This is a genomic window from Halobacillus locisalis, assembly GCF_013694105.1.
Lineage (GTDB): Bacteria > Bacillota > Bacilli > Bacillales > Halobacillaceae > Halobacillus > Halobacillus locisalis.
In genome coordinates this window covers 810,640-825,840 of record NZ_JACEFG010000001.1, presented here as the reverse complement: position 1 = coordinate 825,840, position 15,201 = coordinate 810,640, and the positions used below count along the sequence as shown (strand labels likewise).

15 protein-coding genes are annotated in these 15,201 nt (G+C 43.5%); all 15 read left to right on the top strand.

All coding sequences use genetic code 11. From position 1 onward, the window contains the following. The first annotated feature begins 39 nt into the window (after window positions 1-39). The 15 genes from dprA (at window position 40) to H0266_RS04255 (ending at window position 15,179) form a co-directional block, all read left to right on the top strand. Window positions 40-918, top strand: a complete 879-nt coding sequence (dprA, locus tag H0266_RS04325; protein WP_181471138.1) for a DNA-processing protein DprA — start codon at window positions 40-42, stop codon at window positions 916-918. A gap of 161 nt (window positions 919-1,079) precedes the next feature. Next, window positions 1,080-3,155 (top strand): type I DNA topoisomerase, encoded by a 2,076-nt coding sequence (gene topA, locus H0266_RS04320; protein WP_181471137.1) that lies wholly within the window; start codon window positions 1,080-1,082, stop codon window positions 3,153-3,155. 321 nt (window positions 3,156-3,476) lie between these two features. Next, window positions 3,477-4,367, top strand: coding sequence for a tyrosine recombinase XerC (gene xerC / locus H0266_RS04315; protein ID WP_181471723.1), 891 nt, complete (start codon window positions 3,477-3,479; stop codon window positions 4,365-4,367). A 9-nt stretch (window positions 4,368-4,376) separates the two neighbouring features. Next, complete coding sequence (hslV, locus tag H0266_RS04310) at window positions 4,377-4,919, top strand: ATP-dependent protease subunit HslV (RefSeq protein ID WP_181471136.1); 543 nt, start codon at window positions 4,377-4,379, stop codon at window positions 4,917-4,919. An 11-nt stretch (window positions 4,920-4,930) separates the two neighbouring features. Beyond that, complete coding sequence (gene hslU / locus H0266_RS04305; RefSeq protein ID WP_181471135.1) at window positions 4,931-6,328, top strand: ATP-dependent protease ATPase subunit HslU; 1,398 nt, start codon at window positions 4,931-4,933, stop codon at window positions 6,326-6,328. Window positions 6,329-6,347: 19 nt separating this feature from the next. Beyond that, on the top strand, window positions 6,348-7,127 hold the full coding sequence (gene codY, locus H0266_RS04300; RefSeq protein ID WP_181471134.1) for a GTP-sensing pleiotropic transcriptional regulator CodY: 780 nt from the start codon (window positions 6,348-6,350) through the stop codon (window positions 7,125-7,127). Between the two features lie 1,075 nt (window positions 7,128-8,202). Further along, a complete protein-coding gene (gene flgB, locus H0266_RS04295) occupies window positions 8,203-8,598 on the top strand; it encodes a flagellar basal body rod protein FlgB (protein WP_181471133.1) in 396 nt (131 codons plus the stop codon). 3 nt (window positions 8,599-8,601) lie between these two features. Then, on the top strand, window positions 8,602-9,057 hold the full coding sequence (gene flgC, locus H0266_RS04290; RefSeq protein ID WP_181471132.1) for a flagellar basal body rod protein FlgC: 456 nt from the start codon (window positions 8,602-8,604) through the stop codon (window positions 9,055-9,057). 67 nt (window positions 9,058-9,124) lie between these two features. Beyond that, entirely contained in the window at window positions 9,125-9,397 is a 273-nt protein-coding gene (gene fliE / locus H0266_RS04285) for a flagellar hook-basal body complex protein FliE (RefSeq protein WP_246363738.1), read from the top strand. Between the two features lie 63 nt (window positions 9,398-9,460). Next, the gene (fliF, locus tag H0266_RS04280; RefSeq protein ID WP_181471130.1) at window positions 9,461-11,047 is read left to right on the top strand and encodes a flagellar basal-body MS-ring/collar protein FliF; all 1,587 of its coding nucleotides are present in this window, start codon (window positions 9,461-9,463) and stop codon (window positions 11,045-11,047) included. A 12-nt stretch (window positions 11,048-11,059) separates the two neighbouring features. Next, on the top strand, window positions 11,060-12,073 hold the full coding sequence (fliG, locus tag H0266_RS04275; RefSeq protein ID WP_181471129.1) for a flagellar motor switch protein FliG: 1,014 nt from the start codon (window positions 11,060-11,062) through the stop codon (window positions 12,071-12,073). Next, window positions 12,066-12,815, top strand: coding sequence for a flagellar assembly protein FliH (fliH, locus tag H0266_RS04270; RefSeq protein WP_181471128.1), 750 nt, complete (start codon window positions 12,066-12,068; stop codon window positions 12,813-12,815). The genes fliG and fliH overlap by 8 nt, the downstream gene beginning before the upstream one ends. Further along, window positions 12,808-14,115 carry a flagellar protein export ATPase FliI gene (gene fliI, locus H0266_RS04265; RefSeq protein WP_181471127.1) on the top strand — a complete coding sequence of 436 codons (1,308 nt, stop codon included), beginning with the start codon at window positions 12,808-12,810 and terminating at the stop codon, window positions 14,113-14,115. Before fliH ends, fliI begins: the two co-directional genes overlap by 8 nt. A 13-nt stretch (window positions 14,116-14,128) precedes the next feature. Then, window positions 14,129-14,578 (top strand): flagellar export protein FliJ, encoded by a 450-nt coding sequence (gene fliJ / locus H0266_RS04260; RefSeq protein WP_181471126.1) that lies wholly within the window; start codon window positions 14,129-14,131, stop codon window positions 14,576-14,578. 4 nt (window positions 14,579-14,582) lie between these two features. Continuing rightward, window positions 14,583-15,179, top strand: a complete 597-nt coding sequence (locus tag H0266_RS04255) for a MotE family protein (protein WP_181471125.1) — start codon at window positions 14,583-14,585, stop codon at window positions 15,177-15,179. The last annotated feature ends 22 nt before the right edge of the window (window positions 15,180-15,201 follow it).

Below are 15,201 nucleotides of genomic sequence, written 5' to 3'. Positions count from 1 at the left end.
CTTTAGACACGGTTTTCCGTCTATGAGAAGAGGATGTCTATGAATATCAAAGAACGTCTTATCCGCTTACACCATTCCCCGCATGTAACCCGCCCCCTACTCAAACGCTGGCTGCGATCAGACCCTGGTCTTAAACAAGCTTTTAACCAATCCCCAAAGGATCTTTCATCTTCCTTGAACATTTCGCTCAAAAGAGCCACCATCATCTACAACCACATTCACGACCCTAATATAATGAAGAAAGTCGACCATTTTTTAAAAGAGTATGCCATTATCACGTGGTTCGACCAAAGTTATCCTCCTCTTTTTAAAACGATTCCAGACCCGCCTTTAGTCCTTTATTTAATGGGAGACCCTTCTCTTATCCATGCCCCAAAAGGACTTAGTGTCATCGGGACAAGAACCCCTTCTCGTGACGCCTATTCAGCTATGAAAGAGATTCTCTTACCTATTATTGATCAAGGTTTTGTACTGGTTAGTGGTATGGCCAAGGGGATCGATCAGTATGCCCATCATTTGTCCATCAAAAACGGCGGGAAAACGATAGCGATCTTAGGCTCAGGTTTTCATCATATATATCCACGTAATGACATCTCATTGTACCACCGTTTAGCAAGCGAACAGCTGGTAATGAGCGAATACCCACCAGATCGATCGCCACAGAAATATCACTTTCCTGAGAGGAATCGTCTTATATCGGGACTTACTTGGTCAACCTTCGTAGTAGAAGCACGTCTCAGGAGCGGATCGCTTATAACAGTAGATCAGGCACTTGAGCAGGGGAGAGAAGTCTTTGCAATGCCGGGACGTCCAGGAAGCCCAACAAGTGAGGGGTGCCACCAAATGATCAATGACGGGGCCAAGCTTGTTCATAACGCTCGCGACCTACTTATCGAGTGGTCAGAAAAATTTGAATAAAAGTTGTGAAAACGGCTTTAATATAGGCTCAAAACGACCTAGACTTCCAAAAAAGTCAACCACGGATGTTTGACAAACGGTTTCATTGTATTTAATAATAGGGAAGATTTACTTTATGGATTAAATAGAGAAACGAAAACACCTCTATGGGAGGAACCAATATGGCAGATTATCTTGTAATCGTTGAATCACCTGCGAAAGCAAAAACGATTGAACGATACCTAGGAAAAAAATACAAAGTGAAAGCCTCACTCGGACACGTCCGTGATTTACCAAAGAGTCAGATGGGCGTCGACGTTGAAAATGAATTTGAACCAAAGTATATAACCATCCGAGGCAAAGGCCCGGTTTTAAAAGAATTGAAAACCGCTGCTAAGAAAGCAAAGAAAGTCTATCTCGCAGCCGACCCCGATCGTGAAGGAGAGGCGATTGCATGGCACTTGGCGCATAGTTTAGATATAGATGACAAGTCCGAATGCCGAGTGGTATTCAACGAAATTACAAAAGAAGCAATCAAGGACTCATTTAAACAACCCCGTACCATCAATTCGAATCTAGTTGATGCCCAGCAAGCGCGCCGTATCCTGGATCGTCTTGTCGGGTACAACATCAGCCCTATACTATGGAAGAAAGTGAAAAAGGGTCTTAGTGCGGGACGGGTTCAGTCCGTTGCAGTCAAAATCATTGTCGATCGTGAAAATGAGATTAAAAGCTTTACGCCTGAAGAGTATTGGACAATTGAAGGTGACTTCTTAAAAGATAAAGAGACGTTTGAAGGAGCCTTTTACGGAATCGATGGTAAAAAGAAAGAGTTAAAAACCGAAGATGATGTCAAAGAGATCCAACAACGTATGAAAGGCGAAGAATTCTCGATTGAAAAAGTGAACAAACGAGAGCGTAGGAGAAACCCATCGATGCCCTTTACCACTTCATCTCTTCAACAGGAAGCAGCAAGAAAGCTTAACTTCCGGGCGAAGAAAACGATGATGATCGCCCAGCAGTTGTATGAAGGAATCGATTTAGGAGGAAAACAGGGGACAACAGGTTTAATCACGTACATGCGTACGGACTCCACTCGTCTATCCAATTCCGCCAAAGAGGATGCGAAACAGTATGTCGAGAATAACTATGGAAAAGAATTCTTAGGCAAAGGAAAAGCTACAAAGAAACAAGAAGGAGCACAAGATGCTCACGAAGCGATTCGGCCGACAGGTGCTGACCGTGACCCGAAAGCGATGAAGAGCGTACTATCCAGAGATCAATACAGGCTCTACAAACTCGTATGGGACCGTTTCATTGCAAGTCAGATGGCTCCAGCTGTTCTCGATACGATGACCGTTCATATGTTAAATGAAGGCGTCGAGTTCCGAGCTACGGGCTCAGAAGTAAAGTTTAAAGGCTTCATGAAGGTATATGTAGAAGGTAATGATGATAATAAGAAAGAGAAAGATAAGCTGTTGCCTCATATGGAAGAAGGCATGACAGTAAAAGCGGAAGAAATCAAACCGAACCAACACTTCACCCAGCCGCCTCCGAGGTACACCGAAGCACGTCTGGTGAAGACGTTGGAAGAGCTTGGCATCGGCCGCCCTTCCACCTATGCACCAACACTTGATACTATTCAGCGGCGTGGGTATGTGGCCTTGGATAACAAACGCTTCGTACCAACGGAACTCGGTGAAATCGTTTTAGATCAACTGAAGGAGTACTTCCCGGAGATCATCGATGTCGATTTCACAAAAGGCATGGAAGATGACTTAGACTCGATCGAGGAAGGCGAGCAGAATTGGGCATCCATCATCGGTGAATTCTACAAAGATTTCGAACCACGCTTGACAAAGGCTGAGAAGGAAATGGAAGAAATCGAAATTAAAGATGAGCCTGCGGGCATAGATTGTGAGAAATGTGGGCACGAAATGGTGTATAAGATGGGGCGCTACGGCAAATTCCTTGCTTGCAGCAACTTTCCAGATTGCCGCAACACCAAACCAATCTTGAAAAAAATCGATGTCACTTGTCCAAAATGTGAAGAAGGAGAAGTCGTCGAAAGAAAGAGCAAGAAAAACCGAAAATTTTATGGTTGTGAACGTTACCCTGACTGTGACTTCATTTCTTGGGATAAGCCGATCAGCCGTCCTTGTCCGAAATGTGAATCCATGCTTGTTGAGAAAAAGCAGAAGAAGGGTACACAGATTACGTGTACAAACTGTGATTATAAGGAAGAAGCACAGGCCTAGTGTTATAAATCGATGAGTCTATGACTACCCTAATAGTTGTAGACTCTTTTTTTATGGTTTTTTACATTTTGATTAAGAATAGGGGTATGTGTGGTCTTTATTTACTTTAATAATTGACACGCGCTAAGTGGACCGCTATAATTACGCTTTGTTAGTCTACATAGTTCGACAACTTATGACATCAGCGTAATATGGAATAGAAAATAGATAATGCTTGGAAACAATTCAGAATTTTGTTACATTTTTATTAAAGTGATTGTTATACTAGTCAGAAATGTGATAAAATTTAAACGCCTTTATGAGGGGATAGGTGAGCGTCTGATGCACAAGTCTTCGTTTATAGAATATTTACAAATTGAGAAGAACGCTTCATCGTTGACAGTGATACATTACACGACGGATATTGATGAGTTTCAGGATTTTCTGTGTGCTCAACAAATTACCATTCAAAGCTGTGAATATTCGGATATTCGAATCTTTCTTGCTCAGTTGCATGAGCGTCAGCTGTCAAGGCGGTCGGTATCGAGGAAAGTATCCAGTTTGCGAAGCTATTATCGTTTTCTAGAGCGAGAGGACATAGTGGGTCATAATCCATTTACGTTTGTTTCCTTACCAAAAGCCGATCATCCTATTCCGGAGTTTTTCTATGAAGAAGAATTGAGGGAACTATTTACGGTCAGTGATTTGAGTGATCCTTTGGGTCAGAGAAACCAGGCGATCATCGAACTGCTATATGGTACGGGAATACGTGTGAGTGAATGCACAAATATTGAAGTATCCGACATCGATTTCTCTTTATCAACGTTGCTTGTTCACGGAAAAGGAAATAAAGAGCGTTATGTTCCATTTGGTGATTTTGCAAGGCAAGCCCTCATCCGCTATATGGAAGAGGGAAGGCAGCATTTAGAGAGGAAAAGCTCATCTCGAGTGTCTTCGATCTTTCTAAACGCCAAAGGTGGTCCGCTTACGGCTAGAGGGATCCGATTAATTCTAAATAAAATGGTAGAGAAGACGGCACTGACCGTGAACATAAAGCCGCATAAATTACGCCACTCTTTTGCGACGCATTTATTGGATGCTGGAGCGGACCTCCGTTCGGTTCAGGAGTTGCTTGGTCACGATCAGCTGGCATCTACTCAGATTTATACACACGTAACAAAAGATCGGCTGCGAAATGTTTATATGAACAGCCATCCAAGAGCTAATAAATGAGGTGAAACGATGGAACAATTTCATGCAACAACGATTTTCGCCGTTCAACACAAAGGAAGAAGTGCGATGAGTGGGGACGGTCAAGTTACGCTGGGTAATCAGGTGGTTATGAAGCATAAGGCGAGAAAAGTTAGGCGATTATTCAACGATCAAGTCTTAGCTGGATTTGCTGGATCTGTAGCCGATGCTTTCACGCTGTTCGAAAAGTTTGAAGGAAAGCTTGAAGCCTATGATGGAAACTTAGCACGCGCTTCTGTAGAACTCGCCAAAGAATGGCGTAGTGACCGTGTTTTACGCAAATTGGAAGCAATGTTGATCGTGATGGATAAAGAGCAAATGTTTCTCGTTTCCGGTACTGGGGAAGTAATAGAACCGGACGATGGTATTTTAGCCATCGGTTCAGGTGGCAACTTTGCCCTCAGTGCAGGGCGTGCATTGAAGCGGTATTCCCCTGAAAAGGAAGCCGACGAAATAGCCAAGGCAGCGCTTGAGATTGCCGGAGAGATCTGCGTGTTTACGAATGACCAAATCATTCTTGAGGTACTCGATTAAGGAGGCGGAACATGTCACTGAATTTAACCCCTAAACAAATTGTTGAAAAGCTTGATCAATATATTATCGGCCAGAATAGCGCCAAGAAATCTGTGGCTATTGCACTGCGAAATCGATATCGACGCATGCAACTCCAGGATGACATCAGGGATGAAATCGTGCCGAAAAACATCCTGATGATGGGACCAACAGGTGTCGGTAAAACGGAAATCGCCCGCAGGTTAGCGAAGCTTGTCGGCGCTCCTTTTGTGAAAGTAGAAGCGACAAAGTTTACAGAAGTCGGTTACGTCGGTCGGGATGTAGAATCGATGGTTCGAGACTTAGTAGAGATGTCAGTGCGAATGGTGAAAGATGAGAAGATGGAAGCGGTAAAGGATCGAGCCGAAGAGCAAGCGAACAAACGGTTAGTGAAATTACTAGTTCCATCGAAGAAGAAGCAGACGAACAATTTCAAAAACCCGTTGGAAATGTTCTTTAATCAAGCCAATCAACAAGAGGCAGAACCCAGTCAAGAACAAGAGGAAAGTGAGCTTGAAACAAAGCGGAGTCGGATTCGTCATCAGCTCGATCTTGGTGAACTAGAAGACCGTATCGTGACGGTTGAGGTGGAAGAATCTCAATCCTCCATGTTTGATATGCTTCAAGGATCAGGTATGGAACAAATGGGAATGAATATGCAGGATGCCTTCAGTCAATTCATGCCGAAGAACAAGAAAAAGAGAAGATTACCCGTGTCAGAAGCGAGAAAAGTACTGACTCAGGAAGAAGCCGGGAAGCTTGTTGACATGGATGAAGTCGGTCAGGAAGCGGTAGAGAAGGTAGAACAGTCGGGTATGATTTTCATCGACGAGATTGATAAAGTGGCAGCGAAAGGTGAACAGCAAGGAAATGTCTCTCGTGAAGGTGTACAGCGAGATATCTTACCAATCGTTGAAGGTTCGACGGTCGTGACGAAATACGGACCTGTCTCAACGGATCATATCCTTTTCGTCGCCGCTGGTGCCTTCCATATGGCGAAGCCTTCTGATTTGATTCCTGAACTACAAGGACGTTTCCCGATTCGTGTTGAGTTGAATAAATTAACGGTTGAGGATTTCAGAAGCATTCTGATTGAGCCATCCAACGCGTTATTAAAACAATATAAAGCACTTCTTGAAGTTGAAGGTATAAAGGTTGAATTTTCTGACGATGCTATTACTAGACTGGCAGAAATCGCTCATGAAGTGAACCAAGAGACCGATAACATCGGAGCAAGACGTTTGCACACGATTTTAGAGAAGTTGCTTGAGGATCTATCCTTTGAAGCACCTGACGTCATGATGGAAACAATCGAAATTACACCACAGTATGTAGACAGCAAACTATCTTCTATTGTGAAGAACAAAGATTTAAGTCGATTCATTTTATAACTACGAGGAGGAAACACACATGAAATTACTAGACCGCGCAAGAAACATCAATGCGATGCTGCAAAAAACAACAGGAAAGTCGGTGGACTTCAATGATATGTCCGCGACCCTACGAGATGCTATCGGAGCTAACACGTTTATTTTGAGTCGTCGAGGTAAGTTACTAGGATTTGCAATTCGACAAGAGATTGAGAACGAGCGTATGAAAGCGATGCTATCTGAGCGTCAGTTCCCTCAAGAATACACGCAGAACTTGTTCAACATTCAAGAAACCACGCCTGATATCGATATTGACAGTGCGTACACAGCTTTCCCTGTTGAAAACCGTGAGCTTTTCGAAAATGGATTAACGACTATTGTTCCTATTATCGGTGGAGGGCAGCGTTTAGGTACATTGATTCTGAGTCGCCTGGACGGAAGCTTCCAAGATGACGACTTACTGCTCGCTGAGTATGGAGCGACAGTAGTAGGAATGGAAATCCTCCATGAGAAAACAGAAGAAATCGAACAAGAAGCGCGTAGCAAAGCGGTCGTTCAAATGGCCATCAGCTCTCTTTCTTATAGTGAACTGGAAGCTATTGAACACATCTTTGAAGAATTGGATGGCAACGAAGGACTACTTGTCGCGAGTAAAATCGCGGATCGCGTAGGCATAACACGTTCTGTTATCGTGAACGCTCTTCGTAAGCTAGAAAGTGCCGGAGTCATAGAATCCCGCTCTCTAGGAATGAAAGGGACGTATATTAAAGTGTTGAACAACAACTTCTTATTGGAGCTTCAAAAACTACGCACAAATTAATAGAAAATAAAAAGCTCAAAGACTTTATGTCTTTGAGCTTTTTTCAGGCTGTTGAAGAAGTCTGTGCATAGGTTCTTTGTGATTATTTTAAAATACCGTGAAATGGAAAACGACTCGCTTTCCACGGGGGAACGCCAAGCCTCCTTGCGCTTCGTTCGCTGCGGGGTATTGTCTAGTTTCTTTTCCCGTTATATCCAGTTCCAACGCCTAGCGCTAGTGAGACTTCCTTCACTTCTGTACGATAAGTCAACATCGAATCGCTACACTCTTCGTGTTTCCTTTATCTCTGCCAGCTCAGTCGAGTCCGTACACCGCCGAGCAAGGCGCGTTTACATTTAAGGAAAGGTCGGAGTCTCCCCGTTTTCACTCCCACTGTGCTACAAATAGTGGGAACAGAACCTCGCCAAACATGGTGCTGTCGTCCGTAAAGCTCCTCATTGTAGTAGCGTCCCTAGAAGTTCAGCCTCGTTATTGTGAGGTGGCGTGGAAACGGCGACACTGCTGCAGGATCCTGAGGCTTAAGTGAGATCCCACAGGTCTAAGAAGCGGCCTGAGAAGCTCGCCGCCTCCTGCGGGAAGGGAGTCGTTTCCACGCAACCGGTTTATTCTCAACTCGGAAGAACCGAAAGTAGCTTTCGCAGGCACATTGAAAAAGCTCAAAGACTTACTGTCTTTGAGCTTTTTGTTTACATAAGTTATTTGAGCCGTTCTGAAGGACCGAAAGTTTTTTTATCTTAAATATTCTCTCAATTGCAAGATTTGAGAGGAGGAGGAGAGACTAGTGCACATTTCTAATATCAGGAGGACTGTTATTTTGGAAAGGGTGGGTGGTCTAAAGGAATCATTCAATCGAATAAGACTATTCTCTTTCAGAAAATTATGTAATAATAGACAATATATACGAAAGTGCGACAAATGTAAACAAAAGTCAATTAATAAAGACGAAATCCCTAATCCATTCGTACTGTTTGTAACACTATCGTAAAAATTCAGGATATTTCGTAGACATGAGTATACAAATTTTCTTACAATGTTACTTGTAGTATTGGAAAAATGTCGAATTGAGGTGGGGAACATGAATCTCTTTGGATCAACGATTCAATCGTTGGAGAATTCAATGAATTATTCAACAGCTAAAAACAGGGCCATTTCGAATAATATCGCAAATGTCGATACGCCGGGGTACAAAGCGAAAGATGTCGTTTTCAAAGATATGTTAAGTGCTGAAATGTCGTCAATTCCTACCAAACGGACGAATACACGACATATTGATTTTCAATCCAGAACAGGAACATCCTCTTTTCAAACGATAACGGTTCAGAATAGTACATATAATCACAACGGCAACAATGTAGACATAGACAAAGAGATGAACGAGCTAGCCCAGAATCAAATTCAATACCAAGCCCTTACAAGCAGGATCAGCAGTAAATTCCAAGGGCTTGAGAGAGTGCTAAGAGGAGGGAATTAATTCGTGACTATTTTTCATTCCATGAACACGAGCGCAAGTGCATTAACGGCTCAACGATTGCGGATGGACGTTGCGTCTTCGAACATCGCCAATGCGAACTCGACGCGTGCAACGGTCAACGAGGCCGGAGAATGGGTACCCTACCAGCGGAAGATGGTTTCTTTTCAAGCAAAAGATCAAGACTTCCGATCCTTCTTACAAATGGCATCTAATCAATCCAGCCAACCAGGTCAGGGTGTGAAGGTCACGCAAATCGTTGACGACGATGAACCTTTCAAGCAAGTATTCAACCCAAATCATCCAGATGCCAATGCGGATGGATATGTCCAAATGCCGAATGTCGACCCTTTACAAGAAACGGTTGATATGATGAGCGCAACGCGTTCTTATGAAGCCAATGTTACCTCATTGAATGCTACAAAGAGCATGTTGATGAAGGCATTGGAAATCGGAAGATAAGCCAGAAAGTAAGGAGAGATCAATGATGTCAACGATTACTAATCCGTTCGCACAACAAGCGGTTTCTATGGATACGAACACATCTCCGGCTAAGCCATCGGTTACCCCCGGTGAAGCACATGCTACCTTTGCCAATCAATTGAAAAATGCAATCGACAGTGTGAACAAGTCACAAGTCGAATCGAATGAAATGACTAAGGCGCTAGCTCGTGGGGAAGTAGATGACCTACATAATGTGATGATTACGGCGCAAAAAGCTAGCATTACAATGCAGACTACCGTTCAAATGCAAAATAAAGTGGTAGAAGCTTATAAAGAAATTATGCGCATGCAAGTGTAATAACCACCCATACCTATTGCTATTATATTATTCTCTTAAGTCGTGCTTTTTTTGGGGGCAATTATGAAAGAAAAAATATCATTGTATCAAGAACGTTTGACGTCGTTCTGGAAGAACCGGAGCAAGATGCAAAAAGGGTTGATGGCAGGAACTGCTATTGCGGTCATACTCGTGCTGGTGATCGCCAGTATCTTTGCTTCCAATACCAAAATGGTGCCACTTTACAACGATTTGACATTACAGGAAATCGGTCAAATCAAAGCTGAACTGGACACTCGCGGCGTCTCTTATGAATTAGGGCAAGGAGGAACAACAATATTAGTTCCTGAGCCTCAAGCAGAACCTTTACTTGTCGATTTAGCAGCTGCTGGATTACCTAACAGCGGTTCAATCGACTATAGCTTTTTCAGTGCCAATACTTCTTGGGGTATGACAGATAATGAATTTGGAATGATCAAGCTGGATGCCATGCAAAGTGAGCTTGCCAGCTTGATGATGGGGATTACAGGCATACAAGATGCACAGGTGATGATTAATCTACCCGAGGAACAAATTTTCTTGGATCCAGAAAGTCAACAACCAGCATCCGCCTCGATCGTGTTAGGTGTGCAGCCCGGTTATCAGTTAGAAAACAATCAAGTCGAGGCTTTGTACAATCTGGCATCGAAATCTGTACCAAATCTTTCTAAAGATAATATCGTCATCATGGACCAAAACTTTCAGTATTATGACACAGAAAATTCAAATCTTTCTGGTAATGAAGACCTTTATACATATCAGCAACAAGTGAAGCAAGATATTGAACGGGATATTAAGCAACGCGTACAGCGGATGTTAGGTCAGATGATTGGTCAGCAAAAAGTGATTGCGACTGTAACGGCTGATGTCGATTTTACAAAAGAAAACCGTATAGAAGAATTAGTTGAGCCTGTTAACCCAGAGACAATGGAAGGGCTACCGGTCAGTGTCGAGCGAATAGAAGAAACGTATGAAGGCGGGTTCCCGGAAGGTGGGATACCTGGTGCAGGTGAAGAGGATATTCCAAACTATCCTGCTGGCGTGACAGGCGCTGGGGATTACGAGATGACCAGGGAAACAATCAATAATGAGTTTAATCGGATCAGAAGAAATATAGAAGAAGCCCCTTACAAAGTAAGGGATTTAGGGATTCAAGTCGCCATCGATAATACGAGAACGGACGAGACGGGTGAAGTCATCACGCTGACGGCCGGTGAACAACAAACTGTGGAAGACGGAGTGGAATCGATTTTAAACTCGATGATCACGACATCGATCAACGGGAGTTACGGAGAAGTGGATCCACAAGAAAAAGTGTCCATCGTCTTCCAGGAATTCAATGGACAAGTCGATCCTCCGGAGCCTGGTTTCAGTATTCCAATTTGGGGTTATGCGGTCGGTGCCGTCCTAGCCGCGATTATCGCCGTACTAATATGGATGTTGGTACGTAGAAGGAACAATGAAGAGGAAGAAGAATACGAAGAAGTATTTGAACGAGTAACACAAGAAGTTCCTGAGATAGAGGAGAAAGTCGATGAGTCGACACAGCGAAGAAAACAATTAGAGAAAATGGCTCAAGACAAGCCTGAAGAATTTGCAAAACTATTGCGATCATGGATTGCGGAAGATTAAGGGGGTCCCTGTATGGCCTTAAAGAAATCAGAGTTATCGGGAAGGCAAAAAGCAGCTGTCCTGCTAATCTCTCTTGGGCCTGATGTGGCAGCTCAAGTTTATAAACATTTGAATGAAGAGGAAATTGAACAATTGACATTGGAAATTTCTTCGGTCCAAAAAGTGAAAGCAAAAGAGAAAGAGGAAATTTTAGAACAGTTTCATCAAATTGCTTTAGCGCAGGATTATATTTCTCAAGGCGGTATTGGTTACGCGAAGACAATTTTAGAGAAGGCGCTCGGGGACGATGAAGCATCTAATATCATTGGTAGACTGACTTCATCTTTGCAAGTTCGCCCATTTGATTTTGCAAGGAAGGCAGACCCTAACCAAATATTGAATTTCATTCAAAATGAACACCCACAAACGATTGCGCTTGTGCTCTCTTATCTAGATGCTGCCCAGTCTGGTCAAATCCTCTCTGAGTTACCTCAAGAATTGCAGGCAGATGTAGCTCGAAGGATTGCCACGATGGATTCAACATCACCTGAAGTCATCAGTCAGGTGGAGCAGATATTGGAGAAGAAATTATCGACAACCGTAACGCAGGATTACACAGAAACAGGTGGTATCCAAGCTGTGGTTGAAGTGTTAAACGGCGTCGATCGAAGTACGGAACGCACGATCCTGGATTCATTGGAAATCCAGGATCCGGAACTTGCAGAAGAAATTAAAAAGCGCATGTTCGTCTTTGAGGATATTGTGACACTGGATAACCGTGCAATCCAGCGAGTGATCCGCGAGGTAGAAAACGAAGATTTGCGCTTGTCGCTTAAGATTTCAAGTGATGAAGTGAAGGAGCTCGTCTTCAGCAACATGTCGAATCGTATGGCCGATACATTTAAAGAAGAGATGGAATTCATGGGGCCTGTACGTTTGCGTGACGTGGAAGAAGCTCAAACACGTGTCGTATCGACGATTCGTCGCTTAGAAGATGTTGGAGAAATTGTGGTAGCCCGTGGTGGAGGAGATGACATCATTGTCTAACCGTGTCATTGAAATCAAACCGATTGCTTTGCAGAATGAAAAACTAGCTCATCAAGAAATTCCTGAAGAAGCCAAGCTACAGGAAAAGCAACAACAAATGGATAAGAAATTGAAAGAAGCGGAACAACATCGGGTGCAAGTAAATGAAGAAGTGACGCGACTGAAGCAACAGGCTGAAAAAGATATTGAAGAGGCGAAAACACGTTGGGCAGAAGAGCGAGTAAAGCTCGTAGAAGAAGCCAAAACGGAAGGGTATCAAGCTGGGTTCGACCAAGGGTTGAAAGAGTCCAAACAACAGTTTGAAGCAAAATTGAATCAAGCCAATGCCATCATCGATGAAGCGAATCAATCTTATCACCGTACTGTTGAATCCAGTGAGGAAACCATCATCGAGCTTGCTGTCCGTAGCGCCGAGCGAATATTGAATTATGAACTGGACCAAAGAGAAGGGGCGTTCGTCGAAGTTGTGAAACGAGCCATTAAAGAAGTCCATGACCAGCCTGAAATTACAGTGACGGTGCATCCTGATCATTATGAATTAGTTTCAGCTCAACGAGAAGAGCTTCATCGAATCACACATTCTAAAGCGGATTTATCTATTTACGTGCGTGACGATGTAGATGCGAATGGATGTCTGATCGAATCTCCCTTTGGGCTTATCAATGCAGGTGTTGACCAGCAGTTGAATGAATTGAGGCAACGGTTATTTGAAGTCGTCAATGAGGAGGCTACGCATGAATAAAGCCGCCTATTTACAAGCGATTGAGCGCACCAACACATTTAAACGGTATGGCCGAATCCACCGTGTAGTCGGGCTTATGGTTGAATCCAAAGGGCCTGACGCTTCGATCGGAGATTTATGTTATATTCACCCCCCTGCCGAGCGTGATGAGCCGATAGCTGCTGAAGTCGTTGGATTTCATAGTGAAAACATTTTGCTCATGCCTTATAAAGAAATGCGGGATATTGGTCCAGGCAGCCTTGTTGAAGCGACCGGTCAACCGATGAAAGTAAAAGTCGGTGTCGGTTTGGTCGGACAAGTCTTAGACGCGACAGGGCATCCACTTGATGGCAACTCGCTCCCTAAAGGTTTGAAAATGTATCCGACTGAACAAGATCCACCTAACCCTTTATCGAGACCTACGATAAAAGAACCCATTCAAGTCGGTGTTCGGGCGGTTGATTCTCTGCTTACTGTCGGAAAAGGACAGAGAGTCGGCATTTTTGCTGGGAGTGGCGTTGGAAAGAGTACGTTGATGGGGATGATTTCACGAAATAGTTCCGCAGACATCAATGTCATTGCTCTAATCGGGGAACGTGGTCGTGAAGTAAGGGAGTTCATTGAAAACGATCTCGGTGAAGATGGTTTGAAACGTTCGATTGTCATCGTCGCGACATCTGATCAACCAGCTTTAATGCGTGTGAAAGGTGCCTACACGGCGACAGCCGTAGCAGAGTTCTTTCGCGACCTAGGTTACAATGTCAATTTATTGATGGATTCTGTCACTCGATTTGCAATGGCTCAACGTGAGATTGGGCTTGCAACGGGTGAACCACCGACAACGAAAGGGTACACGCCTTCCGTTTTTGCTTTGTTACCGAAGCTGCTTGAGCGAACAGGAACGAGCAGTAAAGGGACCATCACCGCATTTTACACCGTGCTTGTGGATGGAGATGACATGAATGAGCCGGTGTCCGATACCGTAAGAGGAATCTTGGATGGGCACTTCGTCTTAGATAGACGCCTTGCTGAACAAGGACAGTTTCCGGCAATCAATACATTGAAATCAATAAGTCGAGTGATGAAGCAAATCGTATCAGAGGAACATAAAGCAGCTGCTGAAAAGCTCCGCAAACATTTGGCAACCTATGAAGAGAATAGCGAATTGATTCAAATAGGAGCTTACAAAAAAGGAAGCAGCAAAGAAATTGATGAAGCGATCAAGTATCACCCTTCCATTATTCAATATTTGAAACAAGGCATTCATGAGCCGTCCAGTTTTGAACAGTCTTCGGAACTATTGAACGAATTGTTTGGTTAGGAGTGGAGCATAGGTGTCGAATATCGAAACGTTTCACAAAATGAAAGACTTACGTAATCGAGAGAAACAGGAACACCTGAAAAGTTATCAACGTGCCGTAGCCACGTTTGAAGAGAAAGCGACCATGTTGTATGACACGTTAAAAGAAAAGGAAGTTGCTGAACGTGCTTTTGAGGATCAATTAGCTAAACAAACCGTTCAGGCAGTGTCATTCATTCAGCACCAGCAATATTTAGAACGCTTGGACCAGCGTGTCAAAGCTTTGCAACCAGAAGTGAATCAGGCACGCTCACAAATGAATCATAAGCAGGCTCATTTAACAAATGCTCACGTAGAAGTGAAGAAATTTGAGAAGATCATCGAACGGAAAGTAGAAAAGCGAGAGAAATGGTTGAAAGAAGAAGAGATGAAGTTCATGGATGAGTTGTCCATGCAGCAATATTTAAATTTCCAGAATAGGTGATTATATGGCAAAAAGCGAACAGGCAAAACGAGAGGGTGGAAAAAAGCTTCAATGGTTCTTCTTTGTAGTTGTCATTCCCATAGTATTTGCCATCACGTTAGCGTTGATCATCACCACTCTGCTCGGCATTAACGTTTTTCAGCAAGCAGAAAAGTACGCAAATCAAGTGCCAGGGCTATCGCAACTTGTCTCAACCGAAGAGGAAGAAGCGCAGCAAGAAGAGACAGGACAGCTTGAAGCAACGATCGCGAATAACAATGCTGAAATCGAGCAATTAGAAGAGCAAGTAAAAAGTAAGCAAACAACGATTGATGACTTGCAACTTCAAATTGAAAATTTAGAAGCGGAGCTCGCTGCATCATCTGAAGTAGAAGATGAGGAGCAAGCAGCTGAAACCAGCGATACGGTTACAGACTTGGCTTCTTCATTTCAAGAAATGGACCCTGAACAAGCAGCTCCAATAATTGAAAATATGACCGAGGGGTTAGCGGTTGAAGTGCTTGAACAAATCGCTAGTCAGGAAAGAGGAGACATTCTCGGTCAAATGGAGCCTGAGACTGCAGCGAATCTCGCAAGTTCGTTTTTAGGTGCTCCTCAATAAATTCAAAGCATTCCTTGAAAGG